Annotated in this window: 19 protein-coding genes and 3 tRNA genes; 13 read left to right on the forward strand and 9 right to left on the reverse strand. The window is 46.0% G+C overall.

The features are described from left to right. Nucleotides 1-13 precede the first annotated feature (13 nt). A complete protein-coding gene (locus tag QUB35_RS08355) occupies nt 14-1,069 on the reverse strand; it encodes an adenylate/guanylate cyclase domain-containing protein (RefSeq protein ID WP_333141103.1) in 1,056 nt (351 codons plus the stop codon). A gap of 695 nt (nt 1,070-1,764) precedes the next feature. On the opposite strand from QUB35_RS08355, the gene QUB35_RS08360 reads away from it, so the two are divergent. Together QUB35_RS08360 and QUB35_RS08365 are read left to right on the forward strand one after the other, a co-directional pair. Next, entirely contained in the window at nt 1,765-2,898 is a 1,134-nt protein-coding gene (locus QUB35_RS08360) for a class I SAM-dependent methyltransferase (protein WP_333141105.1), read from the forward strand. Nucleotides 2,899-3,219: 321 nt separating this feature from the next. Continuing rightward, nucleotides 3,220-4,923, forward strand: a complete 1,704-nt coding sequence (locus QUB35_RS08365) for a lipoxygenase family protein (protein WP_333141107.1) — start codon at nt 3,220-3,222, stop codon at nt 4,921-4,923. A 125-nt stretch (nt 4,924-5,048) separates the two neighbouring features. On the opposite strand, the gene QUB35_RS08370 is transcribed toward QUB35_RS08365, so the two are convergent. From QUB35_RS08370 to QUB35_RS08385, 4 genes are all read right to left on the reverse strand, one after another. Further along, a complete protein-coding gene (locus QUB35_RS08370) occupies nt 5,049-6,188 on the reverse strand; it encodes a fatty acid desaturase (protein WP_333141109.1) in 1,140 nt (379 codons plus the stop codon). A 324-nt stretch (nt 6,189-6,512) separates the two neighbouring features. After that, complete coding sequence (locus QUB35_RS08375; RefSeq protein WP_333141111.1) at nt 6,513-7,778, reverse strand: glutamate-5-semialdehyde dehydrogenase; 1,266 nt, start codon at nt 7,776-7,778, stop codon at nt 6,513-6,515. Nucleotides 7,779-7,782: 4 nt separating this feature from the next. Further along, nucleotides 7,783-8,187, reverse strand: a complete 405-nt coding sequence (locus QUB35_RS08380; protein WP_333056560.1) for a hypothetical protein — start codon at nt 8,185-8,187, stop codon at nt 7,783-7,785. Between the two features lie 252 nt (nt 8,188-8,439). Further along, a tRNA-Gly gene (locus QUB35_RS08385) sits at nt 8,440-8,511 on the reverse strand. A gap of 219 nt (nt 8,512-8,730) precedes the next feature. Here QUB35_RS08385 and QUB35_RS08390 point away from each other — a divergent pair. The 4 genes from QUB35_RS08390 to QUB35_RS08405 all read left to right on the forward strand — a co-directional run bounded on the left by QUB35_RS08390 (nt 8,731) and on the right by QUB35_RS08405 (nt 12,062). Then, nucleotides 8,731-8,871, forward strand: coding sequence for a hypothetical protein (locus QUB35_RS08390; protein ID WP_172188980.1), 141 nt, complete (start codon nt 8,731-8,733; stop codon nt 8,869-8,871). 289 nt (nt 8,872-9,160) lie between these two features. Next, nucleotides 9,161-10,981 carry an ABC transporter ATP-binding protein gene (locus QUB35_RS08395; protein WP_333141114.1) on the forward strand — a complete coding sequence of 607 codons (1,821 nt, stop codon included), beginning with the start codon at nt 9,161-9,163 and terminating at the stop codon, nt 10,979-10,981. 854 nt (nt 10,982-11,835) lie between these two features. Then, nucleotides 11,836-11,917: transfer RNA gene (locus QUB35_RS08400), tRNA-Tyr, on the forward strand. Nucleotides 11,918-11,990: 73 nt separating this feature from the next. After that, nucleotides 11,991-12,062: transfer RNA gene (locus QUB35_RS08405), tRNA-Thr, on the forward strand. A 153-nt stretch (nt 12,063-12,215) separates the two neighbouring features. On the opposite strand, the gene QUB35_RS08410 is transcribed toward QUB35_RS08405, so the two are convergent. Further along, nucleotides 12,216-12,425 carry a hypothetical protein gene (locus QUB35_RS08410; protein WP_333141116.1) on the reverse strand — a complete coding sequence of 70 codons (210 nt, stop codon included), beginning with the start codon at nt 12,423-12,425 and terminating at the stop codon, nt 12,216-12,218. Nucleotides 12,426-12,573: 148 nt separating this feature from the next. Continuing rightward, nucleotides 12,574-15,228 carry a PhoD-like phosphatase gene (locus QUB35_RS08415; RefSeq protein WP_333141118.1) on the reverse strand — a complete coding sequence of 885 codons (2,655 nt, stop codon included), beginning with the start codon at nt 15,226-15,228 and terminating at the stop codon, nt 12,574-12,576. Between the two features lie 47 nt (nt 15,229-15,275). Between QUB35_RS08415 and QUB35_RS08420 the strand changes: the two genes are divergently transcribed. The 7 genes from QUB35_RS08420 to QUB35_RS08450 all read left to right on the forward strand — a co-directional run bounded on the left by QUB35_RS08420 (nt 15,276) and on the right by QUB35_RS08450 (nt 23,306). Next, on the forward strand, nt 15,276-17,438 hold the full coding sequence (locus QUB35_RS08420) for a CBS domain-containing protein (protein ID WP_333141120.1): 2,163 nt from the start codon (nt 15,276-15,278) through the stop codon (nt 17,436-17,438). A gap of 913 nt (nt 17,439-18,351) precedes the next feature. Beyond that, on the forward strand, nt 18,352-19,218 hold the full coding sequence (gene bchL / locus QUB35_RS08425; RefSeq protein ID WP_006634709.1) for a ferredoxin:protochlorophyllide reductase (ATP-dependent) iron-sulfur ATP-binding protein: 867 nt from the start codon (nt 18,352-18,354) through the stop codon (nt 19,216-19,218). A 34-nt stretch (nt 19,219-19,252) separates the two neighbouring features. Then, complete coding sequence (locus QUB35_RS08430; RefSeq protein ID WP_333141122.1) at nt 19,253-20,725, forward strand: DUF5331 domain-containing protein; 1,473 nt, start codon at nt 19,253-19,255, stop codon at nt 20,723-20,725. 199 nt (nt 20,726-20,924) lie between these two features. Then, a complete protein-coding gene (locus tag QUB35_RS08435; RefSeq protein WP_333141124.1) occupies nt 20,925-21,209 on the forward strand; it encodes a hypothetical protein in 285 nt (94 codons plus the stop codon). Continuing rightward, entirely contained in the window at nt 21,206-22,615 is a 1,410-nt protein-coding gene (locus QUB35_RS08440) for a ferredoxin:protochlorophyllide reductase (ATP-dependent) subunit N (protein ID WP_199292772.1), read from the forward strand. The genes QUB35_RS08435 and QUB35_RS08440 overlap by 4 nt, the downstream gene beginning before the upstream one ends. A gap of 150 nt (nt 22,616-22,765) precedes the next feature. Beyond that, nucleotides 22,766-22,969: a type II toxin-antitoxin system HicA family toxin gene (locus tag QUB35_RS08445; RefSeq protein WP_333141126.1), complete on the forward strand. Its 204-nt coding sequence runs from the start codon at nt 22,766-22,768 to the stop codon at nt 22,967-22,969. Next, on the forward strand, nt 22,941-23,306 hold the full coding sequence (locus QUB35_RS08450; protein WP_333141128.1) for a type II toxin-antitoxin system HicB family antitoxin: 366 nt from the start codon (nt 22,941-22,943) through the stop codon (nt 23,304-23,306). The genes QUB35_RS08445 and QUB35_RS08450 overlap by 29 nt, the downstream gene beginning before the upstream one ends. Nucleotides 23,307-23,477: 171 nt before the next feature. Here QUB35_RS08450 and QUB35_RS08455 read toward each other — a convergent pair whose 3' ends face one another. Both QUB35_RS08455 and QUB35_RS08460 read right to left on the reverse strand, forming a co-directional pair. Continuing rightward, nucleotides 23,478-24,083, reverse strand: coding sequence for a HEPN domain-containing protein (locus QUB35_RS08455; protein ID WP_333141130.1), 606 nt, complete (start codon nt 24,081-24,083; stop codon nt 23,478-23,480). Beyond that, nucleotides 24,067-25,116, reverse strand: coding sequence for an AAA family ATPase (locus tag QUB35_RS08460; protein ID WP_333141132.1), 1,050 nt, complete (start codon nt 25,114-25,116; stop codon nt 24,067-24,069). The genes QUB35_RS08455 and QUB35_RS08460 overlap by 17 nt, the downstream gene beginning before the upstream one ends. Between the last annotated feature and the right edge of the window lie 20 nt (nt 25,117-25,136).

Raw genomic sequence — 25,136 nt, forward strand, 5'->3', positions numbered from 1 at the left:
CAAAAAAGTTGAGCTATAGTTTTCTAATTTGAATCCAAATTTTCCTAATCCAATTGTACACCGCAGCATACAAAGCCAGTAACTTATTGACAAAACTTTGCCAAATAGAACCTTCCCTTACCTCAGAAACTTCTTCGGTTTCCACGGGCAGCGGCGGCATCCCGACTACTTCATACAGCGGATATTCGCCACTTTTCCCCGGAATTGGCACGGATACGCACCGATCGACGATCGCCAATTCCTTAACTTCCTGATAAGTCTCCTCGGAAATCAGTAAACTTGTTCCTACTTGCTTGTTAGCAGCCTCGATCCGGCTGGCCAAATTCACCGCATCTCCTATCGCCGTAACTGTCTGACTCTTCGACGCCCCCAAATTCCCCACAACCACCCAGCCGCAGTGAATGCCAATCCCAATCCGCAATCGGTGACGGTATAAAGTCTCAAAATAGGGATTGAGTTTCTCTAGTTCCTCCAGCATCTCCACCCCAGCCCTCACTGCTTGTTCCGCCGCCTTGTCGGGATTTTCCAACCCAAACAGTGCCATAAAACCATCTCCCATGTAATTATTAATCATCCCGCCATTGCGGTTGATCGCATAACCCATTTTTTGGAAATAGCGATTTAAAACATAAATTACATCGTAGGGCAACAGCGATTCTGCAAACGCAGTAAACCCGCGAATATCGGCAAACAAAATTGCAATTTTCTTCTCTTGCCCGACAGGAGTAGAAATCAACTTTCCCGCCATTTCGTCGTTAAATGATTCCAAGTCTTCAGAATCGATCGCCAATCGGCGCAAAATCACCTTGCCGCCCGCAACCTGTGTCTGACAAGCCAGTCTAATTTCCGGTTCTAAACGCAATTTTTGGGCAAGTTCCTCTTCCGGCGAAGTGCGCGGAGAGCAAAATTCCAAACCTTCGACAATCAATACCCGGCAAGTCGAACACCGGGCGCTACCGCCGCAGATGTGGGTGTGGGGAATGCCGGCACGCAGGGAAGCTTCGAGAATTATATCGTCGTCGTCTATCTCGATCGTGCGATCGTCCGGCAGATAGTGAATCTGTGGCATATGTGGCGCGTCTAGCTAATTAGCGAGGAATCTCGCGGACATCTGTTATTGCAGCTAACCTGTATGCAAACCCGGTTTCTGGGCATTTTTTCTGTATCCCTGATTCCTTAACTATAAGTCGCGATCGGCATTTGCTTCTCGTTTCGTCAGCTCAAGCGCCCAACTGACCACGAATTTCTTCATGTGGTACCCGCCACGTGATTTATCCGTGGAATCAATCCCAAATCGAAAATAGAAAATCACTTATTGCCCCCGCATTTATCCGTGGGGTCGCCTCTAAAATCTAAAATCTAAAATCTAAAATCGATTGACACCAGTTTAAAAAAAGAATGCAACTCTAGGCAAGAGTCCAACTCTTAGCTCATCATTCATTTTCAATTCTAATATCTAAAATGGTATAACTGAACACTAAAATTTTAATCTCAGCGTAAAAATACCCCAATTCAAGCTCTGGAGTTAATCTAAAATCTAAAATCTAAAATCTAAAATAGACTGACATAATTCTTAATAAAATTTATATCGCCCAAACCCTATAAATCCGTTATCAAATCCCCTTCAACCGCCATATATTTTTAGGATTTTGCAGAGTTTTGCTGTGCAAACCTTACTTGGCAATAGTTTCAGCTTTTTTGCTCTCTAACAACTAGCCAATTTTCGTGAGATAGAATAGCAGCATCTTTAAAACGAGTATAACCATGACTTCATCAACAGCCCTACAAAACATCGAAAAACACATTCCCATCGTAGGAGATGTGCATACCAAAAGTCCGATCGCCTACGGAGCAACCCGCCTCGCAGTCAGTGCAGTTAACGCGGTGCAAATGGCAGTAGCAGAGTCTTATATCAACGGCTTAGAAGTCGCAGATTCAGTATTGCGATCGCTTTTTGATACCTGTATGCCCGTCTTTTTTAAGCATATCCCGTCCCTGCTTGCACCCTACGAATGGGTACTAACAGAAACAGACCATACAGCCGAAGGGCCGCGGGATTTAATGAAGATTCAGTACGACTTGCCTCAAGCAATGCTGAATCCGATGTTAGGCGATGGAAAACTCATTTATCCTAAATACAGCATGGGGTTGTGGGAAAAAGGAGCCGCCAACCTTGAACAATCGCAAATGCAGATGATTGATGATGTGATTGAAAAGCTAGAGATTCAAGATGGCGACAATATTTTAGACTTTGGTTGCGGTTGGGGTTGTGTTCCCAATTACATTCTTTCCAAATTCCCCAATGTCCAGTTTACTGACATTAACCTCAGCCACCACCAATGCGAGTATATGCGTCAGAAGATGCAATACCCCGAAAGCTACCTTAGTTCAGGTCGATTTACCCTATATGAAGGCGATTTGAACGACGCCAACTTCGAGACAAAATTTGACAAAATTCTCTCCATCGGAGTTTTTGAGCATGTAGGCAATTTAACGAAAGCTTTCCAAAAGCTGGCATCTTCCCTGAAGGATAACGGCAAAGTTTTCATTCACATCATCACAGTTCGCACTCCCAACAATATCTCCAGCGTTTTCACCCACAAATACATTTTCCCCCACGGCCGTTACTGGAAATACGATACAGTTGCCAGCCACAAGAAAGACCTCAAAACCATAAAAAACTGGTATCTCAACGGATACAATTACTCCACAACCTTTGCTAACTGGCTGAAAAACTTTGACGATTATCAGGCCATAGTCAAAGATTTCGACTACGGCATCGACTATGCCAAATTTCGCCGCATCTGGCGGTTTTACTTAATTTGGTTTGTGGCTAATTTCGCGAGTTGTGACGGCGAATATAACGGCAACGGTCAATATTTAATGGTTCGTGCCTAACCGCTAATCAGCAGACCCAGCTCAAAAAACCGAACACCCCAAACCCCGACATCTCAAAGAAGTCGGGGTTCTTGAGCGCGAGCTACTTATCCTGAGAATGAAACTTTTCTACGTTGATTTAGGGCGATCGAGAAGTTTTGCCTTCTTTTGAGGAATTTTTCTGAGTTTAAAAAAGTCCGGAATACGATTATTGCTCGCTGAATAAGAGCTATATCAAGCGTGAGCCTGCACAATACTTTTTAAATTCCATCCTCGATCGGTAGTGATGATCTCCGAGCTTTTACTACAAAAAGAGAGTTGATTTATACAATGGTAGACAATATGAAACCTTCTCTTCCTCAAGACGACCAGAACCAAGAACAGCGCAAAGATTCCTTGAAGCGTCAGCAACAAGCTTATCAGTTTGACAATGACGCTTTATCGCCTTTGGCATTATTGAAAGATGTGCCGCCAGTCGAGAACTTTTCGAGCAAGTATATTGGAGAGCGGATACTAGCAACATCGGAACTTCCCGGAAATATGCTGGCAGCCGATTCGAGAAGTTTTCTCGATCCTCTCGACGACCTCCAAGACTATGAAGATTTCTTTACTCTGCTGCCGCTACCTGCTGTTGCCAAAATCTACCAAACCGATCGCTCTTTTGCAGAACAGCGCCTGTCTGGAGCAAATCCGATGGTGCTTCGTTTGTTAGATGCCGGCGATCCTCGGGCGCAAACACTGGCACAAATTTCCAGCTTTCACCCATTATTCGATCTGGGCCAAGAGTTGCAACAAAAAAACATTTACATTGCCGATTATACGGGTAGCGACCAACACTATCGCGCGCCTTCAAAAATTGGAGGCGGCAGCTATGAAAAAGGCAGAAAATTCTTGCCAAAACCGCGAGCTTTTTTCGCTTGGCGGTGGACGGGAATCCGCGATCGCGGTGAACTGGTGCCGATCGCCATTCAACTAGATCCGACCCCAAATAGCCATCTTTACACCCCGTTCGATCCTCCTGTGGATTGGCTGTTTGCGAAACTCTGCGTGCAAGTAGCAGATGCCAATCACCACGAAATGAGTTCGCATTTAGGTCGAACTCATCTGGTGATGGAACCAATCGCGATCGTCACCGCCCGACAGTTGGCTAAAAATCACCCCCTTAGCCTGCTGCTGAAACCGCACTTTCGGTTTATGCTGGTCAACAACGAGCTGGCGCGTTCTTATTTGATCGCTCCGGGCGGGCCAGTCGATGACTTGCTAAGCGGTAGCTTGCCAGAGACAATGGAAATAGCTAGAGAGGCTTGCAGTAACTGGAGTCTGGATCAATTTGCCTTCCCAACCGAACTGAAAAATCGGGGCATGGACGATCCAAATCAACTGCCTCACTATCCTTACCGAGATGATGGATTACTGCTGTGGAATGCGATCGAAACCTTTGTCTCCGGCTATCTCAAACACTTTTACCCGACAAATGATGCACTCGTCCAAGACGTGGAACTGCAAACTTGGGCCCAAGAATTAGCCTCGAATGAGGGCGGTAAAGTCAAAGGAATGCCCAGCAAAATCGACACAGTTGAACAATTAATTAAAATTGTCACAACCATAATTTTTACCTGCGGCCCGCAGCATTCAGCAGTCAATTTTCCACAGTATGAATACATGAGTTTTGCCGCCAATATGCCCTTGGCAGCATACCGGGACATTCCCAAAATTAATGCTTCTGGGACTCTCGAAGTGATTACGGAAAAGGACATTTTACGGTTGCTTCCTCCGTACAAGCGAGCGGCTGAACAACTGAAAATTATGTTTATTTTGTCAGCTTATCGATATGACCGTTTAGGTTTTTACGATAAATCTTTCCGAGAACTCTACCGCATGAGTTTCGACGAAGTTTTTGCGGGAACCCCGATCGAACTTTTGGCCAGACAGTTCCAGCAAAATTTGAATATGGCAGAACAAAAAATTGATGCTAACAATCAAAAACGAGTAATTCCTTACATTGCTCTTAAGCCTTCGTTGGTACTCAATAGCATCAGTATGTAGGAGTGTATTTTTGGGGTTGGCGAGACACCCAACCCCTACTCCCCAAAAGAAAATTCATTGTTTGTGGAACAGGCCGGAAAGCCTGTTCTTAAGCATGGTTCAAGATGTGGCTGCCATGCGAATTCTCAGCTTTTGTAGTCTTCAGCGATCGAGTAATTTACAGACATTGTTCCAGAGGAATCAGTGAAGGTAACTTCATCTTGATAATGCCGGGGTGTTTCCACCAGCAACCGCCAAGCGTCGCCAGCATTGATTAAATTCATGCGAGCGGGATAGTGAATTTGCAATAACTCTTGCACCATCGGATAATAGTTTGAGTTGATGCTGGGGAAAATATGATGCTCTGTGTGGTAAGAGAAATTCAAGTGCAGCAGGTCAAATATTTTAGGAACCCGCACAGAAGCACTGTTGATCAGCGGGTCATTAATGGCGGTCATCCGGCAACCCATATGATTGGTATAGATGTAAAACATTGCCCCTGCATGACCAATTGCGATCGGCAAAAAGTACGCAAGAGCGATTTTGAGCGGATGAAAATTTAGGTAGAATAAAATGCTCGCATGAATGCCTAAAATTCCCAGACATTCAAATGCGATTGTCAATCTATCTTTAGGACTAACTGTAAAGGCAGCCGGTACGTAATCAACAGATTTATCGTTAAATAAGAGCACCGAGGTGAGATTGCGGAAATTATGCACTAACCACGAACCGGCCATCCCTACAATTAACCACACCGGATTGACTTCCACCGAGGGTACAAACAGATTTTGAATCCATTTTCCCCAAGTATCTGGTTGCTGGTACAGATAGTTGCGATCGGGATCTGCCACAGAATTCGTGTTATTGTGATGTACGAGGTTGTGCAGGGATTTCCACTGTGTAGGTGGCATAAACAGCATACTTAGTCCCAAAAAGGCGATCGGATAAGTCAGGCGAGACTTTTTCTGAACGCTGCCGTGCATCAAATCGTGGGAGCTAAATAGCAAAACTATGATACTATTACCCATCATGACGGCTAAAGGTAAGTAAAGCCATAAAAGGTAGACAGGCCAGCGATCGAGATTATCAGCAATTCCCCATCCTAACAATAATATCCCGATATTTATCAGAAGTATCCCTAACTTGCTGGAATTCGCTTCAAAGGCCTCTGATGGCAGCAGCGGACGCAATTTTTTAACATATACCGAGTGGTGAATTAGCGTTTCTTTGCCTAAAGTCGGCGTTGCCGTCTTGTCTAGAGTATTGACTGATTTTTCGGATTTCATGTGATCGCTAAGAGGATTTTGAGGTGACTTAATAAGTTTCTAAATTTAATTAGATTCCGTACCCGATTTTAGATTGAACCCACACATAAATCCGGCGGCTTATTGTTGTCAGGAGGCGGAGATTTTATCTGTCTCCACTGCAGCTATCCGGGAGCTTGCGATCAAATTGCTTTAGATCGAGGCGGCCTGATTGTTCTACCAAGATATTATTGTATCCTATAAAAAGATTTTTGGAACAACTATTAAAGGCTTACGCATCGATAATAGTCTCCCACTTTTCACTTTGGTTTAATCCCAATAACCAATTCTAAATAACCTATAAAATTAAAAAAGTCCGTTTCCCTGAACAATTTCTTTAATTGTCGTCAGCGTATCTAACCCGATCAATCCCCGGCGATAACCTTTTTGGTTGGACATTCCCAAAAATATCGCATCTCCCCGATTTTGATAGCGCCAAAACCGAGGTGAGGCATTAATAAAAGTTGAGGCGCTGTTAACATCCAGAGCAAATTGGCGACTTTCTAAGTAAGATTCAGTGGCAATGCAGTCAGCGTGACCACTGCTGTAGCGGTTGATCCAGCCGATCGCAATCTCTAAACTATCGACAACTTTAAACGCTATGGTTTTGTTTAAATACGGTTGAGTCCACTCGTATTGTTCCGCCAGCTTCAACTCTGGGAAATCTGCAACAAGATCCGCATCGCCGCTAATTTGAAAGCCTTTTTCTTTTAAACTGTTCCACAGCCTGACTAAGGAAGAAGGCTTTTGGTTGCGATCGATCAGCACTTTCTCGATCGCATTAACAGGATCGGGCACGCTTTGATGGCTGTCCAAAATCATCCACCTTGCCATCTCCAAACTACCAGTCGGCGACCAATAAAGGTAACAATTTCCCATTGCCGACCTCAAAACTGGTGCTGTGCACAGCCTTACCACCTGCTGCACCAAACTTGGTCTACCGTAGGGAATAATTAAATTGAGATATTGGTCTTGAGTGACCAATTCTCGGATCGAAGCGCCCCGATCCGGCGGCAGTATCTGCAAACATCCCGATGGCAAACCTACCTCATCGATCGCCGACACCAAAGCTTCCCCAATTACTGTATTAGTGTGCCAGCTTTCGCTGCCGCCTTTAAGAATCAAACTGTTAGCGCTTTTGAGAGACAAACCCGCGGCGATCGCCCCCAACTCTGGAAAGGCCTCGTAAATTAGAGCGATCGCCCCCAGTGGTAGCGACTGACAGTAAACCTGACACCGATCGACCTGATAAGAAGCATTGATCACCCTACCGATCGGATCTGGCATTTCCCCCAACCGTTGCAGAATTTGCACAGTTGTCTTGATCCGTTCCGGCGTCAGCTTCAGCCACTCCACAATCAACTCGGGAATCGCCATGTCCCGACTCGCTTCTAGATCCAGAGTATTTGCTTCTAAAATATCATTTTGCCGCCGTTTCAGCGAGCCCGCCATCGCCTGCAAAGCTGCAGCGCGATCGGCACTCTTTGTCGTAGCCAACTCCAAAGAAGCTTGATAAGCGCGACGCGCGACATTTGCGGCATCTGATGAATGGGTAAAATCCTCTATTATCATCTAGCTAACGCCTGTAAGCGAGCCATACCATCAGCGCCGGCAGCATTGCTAGCAGCACCGCGACCATTGCCCACAGAATAATATTTGGGCCCGGCGAGTGTAGCGCCAAGGGCAACCAAATCACTAGCGGCACCAATATCATACCCAAAGCCAGTGGCAAGTAATGGGCCTTCAAACCCGGATGCGCTCTGTTCCACTGGTGGCCCGTCCACCGCCAAGCCTGCTTGTAAGGATAGTTCGTTGATAGTTGCTCGATCACGTCTCCACTTTCGTCCAATACAAATATTTGTTGACAGCGGTTGCAGCCAAAGGCTTCTGTCAACGTTATGGGAACTAGACGACCCCGCCGTCGGCAAGGACAGGGGTACTCATCGTTTAAGTCAATCTTTGGAGCTTTTTGAGATGGCACTAGCGATCGGATAAAAAAAGCGTTTTTGCAAAAATAATCGTTAACATATCCACTTAATCAAACTTGTCAATTCCGCCAAAGCGAGGCTTTCAACTGCCTGTTTCGAGATATCGCCCGATCGGCAATTTTGACTTACAAGTTCTGCATTCAATCTTACCACTAACTTAGGTATTTTCAACCATCCTTCATTAGGAGGATACCGAAAACTTTCTTGATCTACTTTCCGGTTTCCTTGATTTTTTTATCTTCTAAAGCGGGTGACGCGATTCGAACGCGCGACATTCACCTTGGCAAGGTGACGCTCTACCACTGAGCTACACCCGCATTTCCTGCGGTATTAATAATATTGTCTCAATTCTCTAAATTTGTCAAGTCTTTTTAGTAAGTTTTTTTCACAAACCCAGTAAACCCCCCCCAAACCCACTCCCCACCTGCAATTTCAGCAGCCAGATCATTAACCAAATCAGTAATTGCCGTGAAAATTGACCGCCATCGGCTAACTACAAAGCTACAATCAAGCTGGAATTGTGGGAGAACACTGTCATGTCAGATTTAAATCGCGGAATCATGAAGTTCAAGGGAGCTGACAGTCCTATAGCGATCGCCATTTCGGCGATTGTCATTGCCGGCGGAATCGGCTTCTTGATCTGGTGGGCATTGCAATCAGCCTACACCTTCAGCTAACAGACTACTCCAACGTAAAACTTATAAGGCATTGCTCAGAAGGCAGAATTTAAGAAAAATTCTGTCTTTTGCATTTTTTTGCCCTTAGTCTTGAATTTATTGCCCAGGAATGCGGATCGATTGCTGACGATCGAATGATTGCCATAAATCACCCGATCGGGCGAGTCGCTAGCATGAGCCGAGATGAATCCCCGATCAACTACTTTTGTAGTACACTTGTAAACACGGCGCGCCGAGAGCGCAGTTTTAAATGCAAGTGTTTGCAAGGGTTGTATCTCAACACAAATTTATGGCAAGCTTTCAGGACATTTTCCAATACTACAGTCGGTACTGGAAAATCTCAGTTTACAGCATAGGCGCATCCAGCGTTTTGGCACTAGCCGATTTGCTTGTTCCTTACGCGATCGGTCAAATATTAAACGTATTGTCGGGTAAAGCTACAGATACAGTAACGCAAAAACTCATAACAGCGATCGCCTCTGTTACCCAGCAGTCACCCAACAAAATATTATCGCTATCCGTCTTGCTGGGCATAATTTTTCTGGTAACAGTCGCCAAAGCACCGGTACAGCCTTGGGTGGGAAGTTGGTTCCACTGGGTGATACCATTGAGGGCAAGGCGCGATCGAATGAGAAGTGCGATCGGCAAAATCCTCACCTTACCCCTAGAATTCTACGACGAAAACAACGCCGGACGGATTGCCAGCCGCATCGCCAAAGGCATCGCCAACCATACTTGGACTTACCCAGAAATTGCCGGCGACTTCATCCCCGAAGTCGTCCGCTTAATCGGCATTTTTGCCGTTATCTGCTTAATTGAGTGGCGGATTGGCTTATTAATTGTGGTTTCATTCCTATTTATCCTCAGTTTCACCCTCAAAGGCCTGCAACAGGTGACTGCGCGGGAAGAAATTCTCGATGAATACATCGAAGATACCGAAAGCCGCAACTCGGAAATTATCACCAACATCAAAACAGTCAAAGCTTTTGCGACAGAAAGCGATGAACTCAAAAGGCAAACCACCAGACTCGATCGCGAATTAAAAGTCGTGATCCACCGCATTCACAAAGGATACGTCACCCTGGGGACATACCAGCAGACGATCGTCCAGTTGTGTTTGTTTTCAGTTCTCGGTTTTAGCCTAGCAGAAACGGTAGGAGGCAAAATTTCCCTCGGATATTTTGTTACCCTTTACACGTTGGCAAGCATGGCATATTCCCAACTGCGTCCGATTAGCATTATCGCCGAATTATTGGCGCGGCGTTATTCTTCAATGATCCGGTTCCACGAGTTTATGCAAACGCCAGACGGTGTTGATGTGGTTAATTTAGCAGAAAATGCTCGATCGGCACAGCCACCTTATAAATTTACCGGCAAAGTTGAGATCAGCGGTTTGACATTCGGGTACGACAGTCAAAAACCCGTTTTGCAAGATGTGAATTTATTGATTTATCCCCGTCACACTGTAGCATTAGTCGGGCGATCGGGTTCCGGGAAATCGACTTTAGTTAAACTTCTGTTTCGCTACTTTGAACCAAACTCCGGCCGCATTCTGATCGACGGCGAAGACATTTGCAGCTTAGACGTGACTCGCTACCGCCAGCGTTTAGCCATTGTCCACCAAGAAGTAGACGTTTTTAACGGTACTTTGCTGGAAAATTTGACATACGGAAACAGAAATGCAACTTTCGAGCAAGTTGAGGATGCTTGTCGCATTGCCAAAGTAGACGATTTTGTGCGGCTGTTGCCCCAAGGTTATTATACCGTGGTCGGGGAGCGAGGAATGCGCTTGTCCGGCGGTCAGCGGCAGCGATTGGGGATTGCCAGGGCGCTGTTGGTGGAGCCGGATGTGTTAATTTTTGATGAGGCTACTTCTAGTTTGGACTATGAGTCGGAGCGATCGATCCAGATAGCCATGCGAAATATTCTCGGTACGCGCACCACCATAATTATTGCCCACAGACTGAGTACAATTCGCGAAGCCGATGCGATCGTCGTACTCGACGGCGGTAGAATCGTCGAAGTTGGCAGTCACGACGAACTCTTGAGTCAACAAGGCATTTATCGCCGGCTGCACTCCCTGCAAGAAACCGGGGAATTAGTGAGTTAGGGATTTCCGATACTTTTTTGCTAACATTTGCTAACAAATACATAAGTTGAGATCAGATCTCAACCAAGGCGTATCAACCGATGCCCGTAGAAATTTCTACAAGCACTTATATTCTTGCCTTCAGCTTGGTTATCGCTTACAGCCCCACGCCAATCTGATTATTTGCTTTGATAATGTAGAGGCAACTTATTTATATAGCGGTTGCGTACTACCAAGGTTTTTCACCTACATCTGAGTGGCTAAATTCATTCTATATGACATGAAGACCAGAAGGCAAATGTAAGTGATTGTTAGCAAATGTCAGAAAAAGTCTGACTGTTAATCAACCTCTTAGTCTAGACTTAGGGTGCTCCGGGCGGCAGTGCTGTTTCATTCTCAGGAAAATCAGGCTTTTGTAGGGGTAGTGCTACCCCTACTCCCCGTGCCTACCCCCCCACAGACGAGTTCACAGGCGTTTGGGACATGGGGGCAGCCACTCTTTGCTGCCCCTACAAGAGAATGAAACAGCCCTGCTGCGGGCGGGCACCCAGCCTAGACTTAGGAATGCACACCTTAAACCAATACGCTTGGGTTAAAACTGTTTATTCCGGGCGATATCCCTTGCAGCATCCCCCTGGTTGTTGGGAGACGCAAGAGTAAGTTCTGGTCCCCCCCTTCGTAGGGGCGGTGCCCCCGTGCCCGCCCTAGGCTAGGGGGGATCGGGCTCGGGCCCAAGCGTATTGCACCTTAAACAGTGTTCAATTTTCCCGTCTGCCGCTAACTCACTTATGTGTTCTCAACTTAATGATTAGAGTTTTAAATATAATGTTGCAAATAAAGATTCTGGTGCTAGGATATATAACTGTGATGGAAATGGGTCGATGCCCGAGCGGTTAATGGGGGCGGACTGTAAATCCGCTGGCTACGCCTACGCTAGTTCAAATCTAGCTCGGCCCACCTCAATTTAATAAGAAGTTAAAATTTAAGAATTAAAAATTAATTTTTTAATTGGAGGTTCTTAATTTTTTATGCCCGTGTAACTCAGTGGTAGAGTACCTCCTTGGTAAGGAGGAAGTCACGAGTTCAAATCTCGTCACGGGCTTCCTAATTTATAGTATATCCATCAAGGGTTTCACGCTCATTGCACAGCAAGAAGGTTAGTTTTCCGCTCAACTTTGGTGCTGATGGTTTTCTAATATGTCCCAAACAACTTCCATATCTGCCAAGTCCGCCCTCGACTTTTTGCGTCTGGCTTTTAACTGATTGAGCAAGTCGGCTGGCTATGGAAATTCTGCGACTCCCCACAAGAAAACTTATTCTTTGTGGAACAGGCATCTTGCCTGTTCTTGAGAATGGTGAAACATCTCAGTTCCAACTGAGATATTGCACCATTCTCCATTACTTTTTTATGAACAGGCTTTTCGGCCTGTTCCACAATAAAATTCATCTGTTGTGGAACAGGCATCTTGCCTGTTCTTGAGAATGGTGAAACATCTCAGTTCCAATCGACTTTAGCTATGAGACTGGGGTTTCCCCCCGGCGGATACTGCCACAAACTGATCACAATATTGTACCCGTATCGAAATCCCCGACTTCTTCAAGAAATCGTGAATCTAATCATCCTCATCCAATCCCAGTGGCACAAAATATTGACTGTAAACCACACTATTCGGCTCCCAAAGCGGTCGCCAATAAACATTTTGGATCACCGCTTTCTCCCCATCACCATCAGCAGGCCACTGAAAACTGACGATCGCAATATTACTATATCCCACAATCTCATCACCCTCTTGCAGCCAGCGATTGCGCCACAACAGCGATATAAAATTCCACAACCTATGCAGGAAGGGCAATTGTTTATTTTTATGCGATCTATCTGACGCAGTTCCCTTTTCTAGCAGCAAAAATACCCGAGCTCTTTGCCGTTTAATCCAGTCAATCCGATAGCCCCAATCAGGCATAGATTGTCGATTCCTGACAGCAGCGATAGCTTTCTTTCTGCCACCCCTCGAAATTTTCATTAATTCCAGCGGGTCATTCCATCCCAAACATTCGTGCGATCGCTCAGGCAACAGCGACTTAATCTTAGTATGAACTAAATGCGTTTTCCACTCCTCATTAATAAAAGCACTAGCAGTTAACTGTGCCAACACAGAATATTGACAATTTGACCGATAATTCTCCCTCGTCAAAGGCTCAATATTCGATCGAGAATCGCCAAAATGACAATCAGACCAATAACTCAGTCGCACAGCAGCAGCATAGTGAATATCCCCCGTCAACACAATCACCCGATCGCGCTGCTTAAAAAACTCCGACAACAGCTTTACAAAAGCTAACTCATGAAAATTCCAAGCATCCCCCGCATCACTATTAAAAACCTTCCCCTGTGCCACATCCCACTTTTGCACCGCATCAATAATCCACAAACCCACCAAATTTGTCGGCACAACCACCAGAGTCGCCTCAATTTCAAACTCCCCAGTTTTATTCAGCAAATCAGTCTCCCTCAAAGGCCGCTGAATTTGCTCCTCAAAACCTTTGTGAGTCAAAAGCATCGGTGGATCGATCGGGCTTTCCACCGGATACCCCCGCCAATTCCGCGTATCCAGCACAATCACCTCGTGCTTAAAACTTCTCACAGTAAAATGCCAATTCAAAACCTCACTTACACCCTCGCCATCCCGATCCAAAATAAAAACATCTTCATCTAATTTCAACTTAGGCAAATGAGTTTTCGGGTCGAGCCCGGGAATTCCCAAATACGAAGCCGCCTCCTCCCAAGCAGAAACATCAGTCCCCGCCGAAGCAGACCATTTTTCAGCAGCCTTGAATAATTTATCTCCCGGTTTTTCGCGATCGAACTGTGCGGGCGTATTTCCCCAAGCCTGAAACACAGCGTAAGCCAGCAAAGCATTCTGCACCACCCGCCGGCCCAGCGGCTTTCCCAGCACCCGGTAACACCACTCTCGATTCAAATAAAAATCGTCGCTAACATCATGGTCATCGCAAATCATATAAGTAGGAATATTCGCTAGCGCCCTCCTCACTCTCCACAAATTGCGAGCAAAACCGTCAAGTTCAACAACTTCTCTATCCCAGACTTTTGCCTGCTTAGAATTTGGACAAATATCCTTACCCTTCGGAAAACTCGTGCACCAGAGTACCGGCGACCAAACTAACAAATACATCGCGCAATATTCGCCCAAACTGAACAAGTGACTTTTAGACTTGTCCGATTGATTCACCAACATCGCCGTAAAGCCGCCAAAATCTCTGGCAATATCGCTGCGAGTCCCAGGCTGTAACTCAATTGGTTTTTTGGACTGATACTCAGCATCAGACGGTTTCTGAATTGGCGACTCTCTAAAAATTTCCCTCTCTGGGCTAACTGCATTTTCGTTTTCCGAATTTTTAGGTATACTGATACACAAATTCTTTTTTATTTGGGCATCATCCATCAGGGGTAGACTTTCTTCCCAGCCCAACAGTGTATCGCCAGCGTCAGTCAAGGCCCACAGCATGGCATCGGCAACGTCGTCGCCGTAAATTTGGTCGCCCGTTAAAAACAGTTGGTGGGGCCTGCTATTTGCCGTTCCTGCAAACTGTTCGATCGAATTATCCAAGATTGGCAGCGCATCTCTGCCGTCTCCGTGCGGCTTGCGACAAGAACCGTGAACGATACGCAAATAGTTTAAATCGTTCGGCGGCAGGGCAAAAGTGGGCAACTGGTGAGCGAAATAACTAATCGTCTCCGGCCCCAAAGCCGATAAATCAGGGGCGGCAGGCCACAGGCAAGAAATGAGATTTTCTTTCTCATTTTCTGGGACTGCACCCGCCGACGGCGACTCGCGACTCGCAGCAAACTCGATGTCATAAGCATAAATTTGCCCAGATGTCAAGACATTGCTGTTAATTGGTTTAGCAGTCACCGCGACTACGTGCAGGTATTTGCCGATCTGCACGGTAGAGTTCGCACCTTGCAGCAAGGGCCGATCGACAATTTCGCCGGTTCCGCCCTCTGTCGAATAAACCTTGAGTTCGACTTGGCGGGGTGCTTTCAGAGCCAGCCAAACTGTCACGGCCCGACTTTCAGTCCGGCGCAAAATCGGGCCCGCAAGGATCAGCGGCAAGTGATGAATTCGATGACTTAATGGCGTCCACGACATAGGATTTAAAAAATAAAAATTAAATAAGGGTGTTCTAGCAATCAGAATTTTAGGCGATCGAGCATCTGTCACCGGCTTAATTAATGCTAAGTCTGCCAACCCAAGTCTCCAAAATTGTAACAATTCATTAACTAAAATTAATAATCATGCTACAAGAAGAACAATTACAACATTTCCGAGATTCAGCCCCGCAGTTGTCGGTAATTAAATCATCAGAACCTGCTGGACGCCCCAACAGCCGGCCGCTCTACTCGTCACCTTTAGATCGGGCGATCGACCGCCACCCCCTCACCGTGGCTCCAGAAACCCCGATCGCCCAAGTGTTGGCTCTCATGAACCCGATGCGTGTCTCCTGTCACCTTTGTGGCGAAAAACCAAACGCTGTTGCTAGCGCAGCCAAGCGCAGTTGCGTCTTAATCGTCGAAGATAATCGGCCCATCGGCATTTTTACAGAACGGGATATCGTCAAGCTAACTACCGTCGCAGCTTGTACAGTCGGACTGACAATTGCGGATGTAATGACTCGATCGCCCATTACCCTCAAACAATCCGAGTCTCAAGATATTTTCACCGCTATGTTCACGTTGCGCCAGCACTCCATCCGGCATTTGCCCGTAGTGGACGAGGACTCGCGACTTCTGGGCATCATCACCCGCGAAGCCATTCACGAAGCCCTGCAACCGATTAACTTGCTAACCAATTTGCGCTGTGCAGCAGATGTCATGACGCAGCAAGTGATTTCTGCCCCAAAAACTGCCTCAGCCCTCGATTTAGCCCAGCTCATGGTTAAGCATCGAGTTAGTTCCGTCGTCATTGTCAAAGAGCAAACTCAGCATCCCGATCGGGCGATCGCACCAACACAAAATTACCAAATTCCGATCGGCATTGTCACCGAGCGCGACATCGTGCAGTTTCACGCCCTCGAATTAAACCTCTCGGAAATCCCAGCAGCAAGGGCCATGAGTGCGCCTTTATTTTGCATATCTCCCGCCGATTCCCTCTGGAGTGTGCACCAGTCCATGCAGCGCCACTGCGTCCGCCGTTTGGTAGTAGTTGGCAGCCAGGGAGAACTTTTGGGTGTTGTTTCTCAGACAAGTTTGCCGCAAGTTTTTAACCAATCTGAAATGTATGGGACGATCGAGCTGTTGCAACAAGCAGTGGACGATCGAGCCACCCAATTGCAGAAAGCCAACGAACTTTTGCAGCAAGAAATTTTAGAGCGGCAGCGGGCCCAAGAAGCCCTGCGCCAAGCTCACGACGACTTAAAAAAACAAGTTGAAGAACGCACCGCTCAACTTTTAGAATCCAATGAATTGTTGAGACGGGATATTCTCAAGCGCCAGCGAGTCGAAGAAGTGCTGCGGCGAAAGCAAACTTGCTTGAAAAATCAAGCGCAGCAATTAGAGCAAACTGTGCGAAAGTTGCAGCAAACTCAAACTCAATTAGTGCAAACAGAAAAAATGTCTTCTTTGGGACAAATGATTGCCGGTATCGCTCACGAAATTAACAATCCTGTTAATTTTATCTACGGCAACCTTTCCCACGCCAGCCACTACATCAAAGAATTGATCCAACTTTTGGAACTTTACCAGCAGCACTATCCCGAACCAGTCTCGGAAATTCGGGAAGCAGCAGCAGAGATGGAAATCGATTTTTTGGTAGAAGACTTATCTAAGCTAGTGTCTTCTATGCAAGTAGGAACCGAGCGCATCCGCCAAATAGTTGTGTCGATGCGTAATTTTTCGCGATCGGATCAATCTAACATCAAATTCGTTGACATTCACGAGGGACTCGAAACCACTTTGTTGATTTTGCAGCACCGGCTCAAAGCTCACGGCGGACATCCAACTATTCACATTATTAAAGAATATGGCAATTTGCCCCACATCGAGTGCTGTGCCGGTCAGATCAATCAGGTGTTCATGAATATTATCGGCAATGCTATTGACGCTTTGGATGAAGAAATCCAGCAAGGGGAATGGGCGACGAGAAATGCGAAAAATTCACCCCCGTCAAATCCTAGTTCTCCATTGACTGTTCCCACTATTACAATTCGTACTGAAGTTGTTGGTGGCGATTTTGTCGCGATCCGCATTTCCGACAACGGGCGGGGCATACCGGATGAGATTCGCCACCAATTATTTGACCCGTTTTTTACTACCAAACCAGTCGGCAAGGGCACTGGGTTGGGACTGTCGATTTCTTACCATTTAGTTGTCGAACAGCACGGGGGGCGGCTCGACTGCGTTTCGGAACCTGGAGGGGGCACTGAATTTGCGATCGAGATTCCGATCGTCAGTTGTCATTAGTCAGCAGTCATGCGATTTTCGATTTTCGATTTTAGATTTTAGATTGAAGAATTGGAAATCACTGAGGAAGCTCGTGGTTTGGAGCGCGGGCCTACAGTTGCATTCTTTTTTTTAACTCGTATCAGTAGTCATTGGGAAAAAATAATATTCTCCCAATCTCCAACTCTCCAACTCTCCCGCTCCCCCAATCTCCCCCTCACCCGCCAATTCCTAAAAATTCACAATTTTTTACACAACACTCAAAACCCCAGCAAAATCACCCGCCACAGCCGAAAGCTAACATCACTTTGCCCTCCCCTGACCCAAATGGGCCCAACTCACTATCTCCTTTGCCTCATCCACTAGCGCCTTTGTGCCCGTTCAAGTTAGCCGCACAAGCCATCAACTGCCTGCATCCTAGCCCCAAAGCCAAAAGCCCAGATTGTTTGACAAGTTAATTTTTGTTTTATTTTTGTACCTCTTTATATTAAAAAAGTATCCTAAAATTAATTAAGAATCTAAAAAAAATCTAAAAATAGATTTTTAAATCCAAAAACCAGTTAAGATTCCCAAAGATGCAAAATAAACAAATTTACTAGCATTTTCATTTAGACGCCCCCTTTCTTTTCATCGCAAGTTAGCTAATAATGCTTTCAACGAGGTGACTAAGGGCCGAGTCCAAAATTGGCCTAACCCAAAGACGGATACAAGCCCCAAACAAAAGTCGTCGAGATCGAAAATTTTAGTTAGGGAGAAGCCCCAGATTCATCTGTGGAGTCGATTCTTTAATCTCAAATCTGAAATCTCCAATCGACTGACAGTAAAGGCATTGCAATTGGGCTATTGCAATTGGGCTATTGCAATTGGGCGATCGAAAAAAAGCATGAAACCCCAGCCCTCATCGTTTTGATAGAAACCTATAGGAGAACCAAGAGTGAAACTAGCAGTTTACGGAAAAGGTGGAATTGGTAAATCGACAACAAGCTGCAACATCTCCGTTGCCCTAGCCAAGCGCGGCAAAAAAGTTTTGCAAATCGGTTGCGATCCAAAGCACGACAGCACATTTACCCTCACTGGCTTCTTGATCCCCACAATTATTGACACCCTTCAGCAAAAGGACTATCACTACGAAGACGTTTGGCCAGAAGATGTCATATACAAAGGCTACGGCGGCGTTGACTGCGTAGAAGCAGGCGGCCCTCCCGCAGGAGCTGGCTGCGGCGGCTATGTAGTCGGCGAAACCGTCAAACTGCTCAAAGAACTCAATGCCTTCGACGAATACGACATCATCCTGTTCGACGTGCTCGGTGACGTAGTGTGCGGCGGTTTTGCAGCCCCCTTGAACTACGCCGATTACTGCATGATTGTTACCGACAACGGGTTCGACGCTTTATTTGCGGCCAACCGCATCGCCGCCTCAGTCCGCGAAAAAGCCCGCACTCACCCGTTGCGACTCGCCGGTTTAATTGGCAACCGCACCTCAAAGCGCGACTTGATCGACAAGTACATTGACTCTGTACCCATGCCGGTGCTGGAAGTGCTGCCCCTGATTGAAGACATCCGAGTTTCTCGCGTCAAAGGCAAAACATTGTTTGAGATGGCCGAAAGCGATCCTTCCCTCAACTACGTCTGCGATTACTACCTCAACATCGCTGACCAGATTTTGGCAATGCCCGAAGGAGTAGTGCCCAACGACACGCCCGATCGCGAATTATTCGCCTTACTTTCAGATTTTTATCTAAATCCAGTGCAACCGGTGGTCAAGAAGGAGGAAGATGAGCTAGACCTGATGATGGTTTAATAGGTCTAGCGATCAGGATGAGGATAAAGAGGTTATGGCTTTTTTTGATACTTTTTCAGTTGCTCTCAAACAGAAGTGGTTGGACTACTACCAGGTAAATCGGGCTTGGCTGCTCCTGCACATGACGGCTGACAACACGGTCGCCACACCCGACGGCGGGAAAAGGCCTGTTTCTTACCTCATCCTGGGAATTGCGGCTGCCCTGGAGCCGGAACTCCAGCAATTAATGCTGCCCTTCTCAAAACTCAAGCCGGATGCAGACAGCCTGATCGAAGTGTTGGGGCTAAATTTTGACCCTGACATCGCGCTGGGTATGCCCTCAAATATCGTGCCGCAGACGATCGGCACATCTCCAACACCCGCAGCCGCTCAAACTGCAACTACTGCACCCGCAGCCGCTCAAACTGCAACTGCTGCACCCGCAGCCGCTCAAAAGGCAACTGCTGCACCCGCAGTCCCTCAAACTGCAACTGCTGCACCCGCAGCCGCTCAAACTGCAACTGCTGCACCCGCTGATGCCAAATCTAATAAATTGGGCGGTGCGGCCTTAGCAGCAGCCGGAGTAGTCGCCGGAGTCGCCGGAGCGGCCGGTCTGGCTGCTGCTGCGTCAGCACTGAGTTCCGACGACGAATCCTTCGATGAGTTTGAGGAAGAAGCAGTCTCTGATTTCGACCTGGGCGATGACGAGGAAGATGCCGTATCTGACTTCGACCTGGGCGATGACGAGGAAGAAGCGGTCTCCGACTTCGATATGGACGACGATGAGGAAGAAGCGGTCTCCGACTTCGACATGGACGATGACGAGGAAGAAGCGGTCTCCGACTTCGACATGGACGATGACGAGGAAGAAGCCTCGGCTTTGGACGGTCTCGGTCTCGAAGACGATGAGGAAGACGCCGTATCTGACTTCGATATGGGCGACGATGAGGAAGACGCCGTATCTGACTTTGATATGGGCGACGATGAGGAAGACGCCGTATCGGATTTTGATATGGACGATGACGAGGAAGATGAAGCCTTGGCTTTGGGCGGTCTCGGCCTCGGCGATGATGACGAGGAAGATGAAGCCTTGGCTTTGGGCGGTCTCGGCCTCGGCGATGATGACGAGGAAGATGAAGCCTCGGCTTTGGGCGGTCTCGACCTCGGCGATGACGAGGAAGATGAAGCCTCACAATTTGGGACTTTGACCTCTGGAGATCTTGAATCGGGGATTTCCGATCCGTTTGGGGAAGAAGATGCAGAGTTTGTCGCCGAAGAAATACCCGATCCTTTTGGGACAGCGACCTCAGATGACCTAGACATGGATCTGGGCGACTTGGACGATGACGGTATTGACGATTTCTCTGTATCTGATGACGATGACCTCGACGATCTCGGACTCGACGATCTGGGGGAAGCAACTACCGGAGATCCAGATGAAGATGATTTAGATGCTCTAGATCTCGGCGATTTGGATTCCGACGATGAAGATGAAGAAATTTCCGGCTTTTTATCTGATTTTAAGTGAGGTTGTTGCGATCGCCCGCATCTCTTCTAGTCTGGAAGTTTTCCGCTCTATTTGTGAGTTGTGAGTTGCGAGTTGTTAATTTTTAATTAGCTCAAACTCACAACTGCCAAAAGGCTTTTTCCCGCGAGCGAGTTGAAGAACACTAAATCCCTGCTGTGAGGGATTATATGCCCTCGCGCAGAATTTTTTAGCTCAAATTTTGGATGCTGCGGCTGCTGCGGAAATAGTGAATGGGCTGCATCTATTTTTCACAGGAATTAGCCCCAAAATAGGTATTTCTATTTATTGTTCGCTGTGCGTCGCGATCGCGCTTTCGCAGGTGTTTGATCGCCACTGCGGCTGTTCGCGTTTGAGAGGAAAAACAGCCTATTCCTCTCCTGGGCGATCGCACCGAGACGATCGCAAAATCCAGGTGTTTCCTCGCTCCGCCGCAAGTCCTGTTCGAGACGAAAAACAATTTAAATGGAGAAGATTTGAGATATGACTGCTATTACTACTAATGAACCGGAAGCTTTAAACTTTGAATGCGAAACAGGCAATTATCACACTTTTTGTCCGATTAGTTGCGTAGCTTGGCTTTATCAAAAAATTGAAGATAGTTTTTTCTTGGTCATCGGTACCAAGACTTGCGGCTATTTCTTGCAAAACGCAATGGGCGTGATGATTTTTGCTGAGCCTCGCTATGCGATGGCTGAGTTGGAAGAAGGCGATATTTCCGCTCAGTTAAACGATTATGATGAGTTGAAGCGGCTGTGCTTGCAAATTAAGCGCGATCGTAACCCCAGTGTAATTGTCTGGATCGGCACTTGCACCACCGAAATCATCAAAATGGATTTGGAAGGGTTAGCACCGAAACTCGAAGCAGAAATTGGCATTCCCATCGTCACAGCCCGCGCTAACGGCTTGGATTACGCTTTTACTCAAGGGGAAGATACCGTTTTGGCAGCAATGGCTGCTAAATGCCCTGAGAAAGCGCCCGTGATGGAATCTCAGAAACAAGAACGCAATGCTATCTCTCAACTGCTGAATTTCGGCAAGAAAAAAGAGGAAGTTGCAGCAGATGAATCGGAATATGTCAAGCACACGCCGCTGGTACTTTTTGGTTCTTTGCCCGACCCGGTTGTTACTCAGCTAACCTTAGAATTGAAGAAGCAAGGAATCAAAGTTTCCGGTTGGCTTCCTTCCAAGCGCTACACTGAATTGCCAGTCTTGGAAGAAGGTTATTATGTATCAGGCATGAATCCGTTCTTGTCGCGTACTGCGAGCACTTTGATGCGCCGCCGTAAGTGTAAATTAATTGGTGCTCCGTTCCCCATCGGCCCTGACGGAACTCGCGCTTGGATTGAAAAGATTTGCTCAGTGTTGGGAATTGAACCAAAAGGTTTGGACGAACGGGAAGCGCAAATCTGGGCAGGTTTGGAAGATTACCTGCAAATAATTCGCGGCAAATCTGTCTTCTTTATGGGCGACAATTTGCTAGAGATTTCTTTAGCACGTTTCTTGATTCGCTGCGGCATGACTTGCCCGGAAATCGGCATTCCTTACATGGACAAGCGCTATCAGGCGGCCGAGTTGGCTTTGTTAGAAAAGACTTGTCACGAGATGGGAGTTCCTACTCCTCGGATTGTGGAGAAACCAGACAATTACAATCAGTTGCAGCGGATTTACGAGCAGAATATTGACTTGGTGATTACTGGTATGGCTCACGCTAATCCTTTGGAAGCGCGGGGAATTAATACTAAGTGGTCAGTTGAGTTTACTTTTGCTCAGATTCACGGCTTTGGTAATGCGCGGGATATTTTGGAGTTGGTGACTCGTCCGTTGCGCCGGAATAATTCGCTGAAGGATTTGGGTTGGGGTAATTTGGTGAAGAATGAAGCGAAGGTTTAATTTTTGAATTACACCTGATTCATAGCGAGGGTGGGCAATGCCCGCCCTTATTTATTAGAATAGTACAAGCATCTGTAAAACTTCCTGGGCAAGTTAGGAAAACTGGTAGAACAATTTTTAGCAAATCCACCAGAAGTGCGCTTTGACGATGTGTGCTATATTCTAACAGCTTTTGGATTTGAAGAAAAGCGATCGAAAGGAAGTCACCATACTTTCCGAAATGCTGATGGATTAAAAATTACAGTTTCTAAAAAAGGTGGGAAGAAGGTAAAAGGAGTATACGTCAAGCAAATTGTTGTGCTATTAAAACTGGAGGAATGGAGCAATGAATCAGAAGATGAAAGTCAAGCTTAAATCTCTAGACTATTACTTGAGTCTTAAATATCCTATCAGTTTTTATCCAGAATCCGAAGGTTATACAGCTATAATCAAAGACCTTCCTGGCTGTATGTCTCAGGGTGAAACTTTATCGGAAGCGATGGAGAATATTCAGGAAGCTAGGGAATTATGGATAGAAACAGCTTATGAGTGTGAAGATGAGATTCCTTTACCTACAACGGAAATTGAGTATAGCGGAAATTTATCGTTGCAAATTCCTAAATCTCTACATTTGAGTTTAGCAGAAAAAGCGGAAAGGGAAGGAGTTAGTCTTGACCAGTACATTCTGGTTGTGTTAAGTAAAGCAGGTTAAAAGATAATCAGATAAGGACGATCGAGTTTGAGGGAGGGTTAAAGGGCGATTCCCTTCGGGATAGCTTCGCTTCACGCTCTTTTATTTTTTTATGAACCGCTGATGCAGGCAGATTAACGCAGATTAACGCGGATGAAGAGTGCGATCGCTTTTTTAATTAATCGTCGCGGGTTACAAAATGTTGTGTATGCTCTCAACAACTTGCTCAATAAAATCAACCGCTTCATTAACTAATAGTTCATCAATAGGCCAGCGATTGCCTATTGATAATGTAGGATCTATATCGGCTTCATGTGCAATTTTATTTCGGCGATCGACAATCAGACTTAGCTGTTGTTTTATACTTCTAGCAGGGCTACCCATGTTAGTAGAGACTTCTTCCCACAACTTTTTATCGCTAATCAGCCGGATAGCATCAGCTATAGCTTCTGGTTGTTGAAAACTTTTGTAGCTGTGGCGTTGCCGAATTTCATCTTCTAGCCAGGAATCAATATTTTGTCCTGCGTTTATACCAGCGCGAGCGTTACCCAGTGAAATTTGAAACCGCGAAAATGCTGGAGGTTCAGGACGTTGGCCTCGGTGAATTTCTAACATTCCTATCCTAACAACTTCGTGAATATAATAGTCCAAAGCGCTAACCGCTAGAACAAGTGCAGCTCTGAGCATATCTGAAAGATCGAGAACACTACTAGCTTGAGCTTTTAGAGAATTATGCACAGCAATTAAATCGCGAACGCGGGTAATACTGATGCGAAATAGATCAATTGCTGACTGCATGGCACGTTAACCCAATAACTCTGTCTGCTAGTTTGGAAAAAGCTTCTCTGAAGGGTTTTTGTGCTTTTAGAGCATCTGTTAAAACTATACCACTCTGTTCTATTTGCTCAGAGGTGAGGGCAAAAACTGGTGTTTGATGCTCTTGAGACTTAGCAATAAGGCTGTTAAAGTCAGAAATTTTTGCAAGGCAGAAATCACTGCCAATTCCTTGAGAATTGTACATCTGATTATTTAGTAGCATATTATTTATTTGCAAAGATGGTACTAATCTAGTAGAAACAGCTTCTTCAATGGCATTGATCCACTTCTGAAAAGCAGCAGCGGGTTCTTGACGTATTATTCGATAATTTTGAACTACAGTCCCAAGAAAGCGCGGTGTAACTTTTGGAAATGGATAGGCAGCATCTTGCAAAATCCTCATTTCAGAAGCTTTTTGAGCCCAAGCATACCATTTTGGCAAAATTGTTGCCAAAGAATCAATCGCCATTACTGAAAAAAAGTCAGGACTGGTAGGAAGTATAAAAAAATCACTGGTCATCAGTAGATTCTGATTGATTGAGCTTAAACTTGGACTCATATCAATCAAAATATAATCTGCCTCAAATTTATCTGCTGTTTTTTGCAAAAGATATGAAATTGAACCAGGTAAGTTTTGAAGTGCTTGAATTGAACCACTTAGCTCTTGTGCAATTCCTAATGTTACCTCATATTCAGCAAATCCCACATGACCAGGCAACAAAAACAGACCCTCGCAGGCCTCCACTGGTAAACAATCTACAGCCTCAATTAGCTTAGGTCTTGATTCAAATGCAGGTGCTAAGCCTGATTTAATATTCTGTTCTTTTTTATAGACTTCCTCTAGCTCTTCCTTAGTTGAAGACCCCAAAACCATACCTGTGAGGTTGCATTGCGGATCTGCATCCACTAAGATTACTTTTTTTCCCTTGGTGGCTAACATCCATCCTAGATTAAATGTAGTGGTTGTTTTGCTAACGCCGCCCTTGTGATTAAATAGAGCTATTTTCTGAACCATCTTTTTTTATACTTTTGGGG

The sequence above is a fragment of the Microcoleus sp. B13-B6 genome, from assembly GCF_036705405.1.
Classification (GTDB): Bacteria; Cyanobacteriota; Cyanobacteriia; order Cyanobacteriales; family Microcoleaceae; genus Microcoleus.

Excerpts from the sequence above, each read along its gene's own strand:
- QUB35_RS08355 (WP_333141103.1), bottom strand. The coding sequence starts at position 1,069 with ATGCCACAGATTCACTATCTGCCGGACGATCGCACGATCGAGATAGAC.
- QUB35_RS08360 (WP_333141105.1), top strand. The coding sequence starts at position 1,765 with ATGACTTCATCAACAGCCCTACAAAACATCGAAAAACACATTCCCATC.
- QUB35_RS08365 (WP_333141107.1), top strand. The coding sequence starts at position 3,220 with ATGAAACCTTCTCTTCCTCAAGACGACCAGAACCAAGAACAGCGCAAA.
- QUB35_RS08370 (WP_333141109.1), bottom strand. The coding sequence starts at position 6,188 with ATGAAATCCGAAAAATCAGTCAATACTCTAGACAAGACGGCAACGCCG.
- QUB35_RS08375 (WP_333141111.1), bottom strand. The coding sequence starts at position 7,778 with ATGATAATAGAGGATTTTACCCATTCATCAGATGCCGCAAATGTCGCG.
- QUB35_RS08390 (WP_172188980.1), top strand. The coding sequence starts at position 8,731 with ATGTCAGATTTAAATCGCGGAATCATGAAGTTCAAGGGAGCTGACAGT.
- QUB35_RS08395 (WP_333141114.1), top strand. The coding sequence starts at position 9,161 with ATGGCAAGCTTTCAGGACATTTTCCAATACTACAGTCGGTACTGGAAA.
- QUB35_RS08410 (WP_333141116.1), bottom strand. The coding sequence starts at position 12,425 with ATGCCTGTTCCACAACAGATGAATTTTATTGTGGAACAGGCCGAAAAG.
- QUB35_RS08420 (WP_333141120.1), top strand. The coding sequence starts at position 15,276 with ATGCTACAAGAAGAACAATTACAACATTTCCGAGATTCAGCCCCGCAG.
- QUB35_RS08430 (WP_333141122.1), top strand. The coding sequence starts at position 19,253 with ATGGCTTTTTTTGATACTTTTTCAGTTGCTCTCAAACAGAAGTGGTTG.
- QUB35_RS08440 (WP_199292772.1), top strand. The coding sequence starts at position 21,206 with ATGACTGCTATTACTACTAATGAACCGGAAGCTTTAAACTTTGAATGC.
- QUB35_RS08450 (WP_333141128.1), top strand. The coding sequence starts at position 22,941 with ATGAATCAGAAGATGAAAGTCAAGCTTAAATCTCTAGACTATTACTTG.
- QUB35_RS08455 (WP_333141130.1), bottom strand. The coding sequence starts at position 24,083 with ATGCAGTCAGCAATTGATCTATTTCGCATCAGTATTACCCGCGTTCGC.
- QUB35_RS08460 (WP_333141132.1), bottom strand. The coding sequence starts at position 25,116 with ATGGTTCAGAAAATAGCTCTATTTAATCACAAGGGCGGCGTTAGCAAA.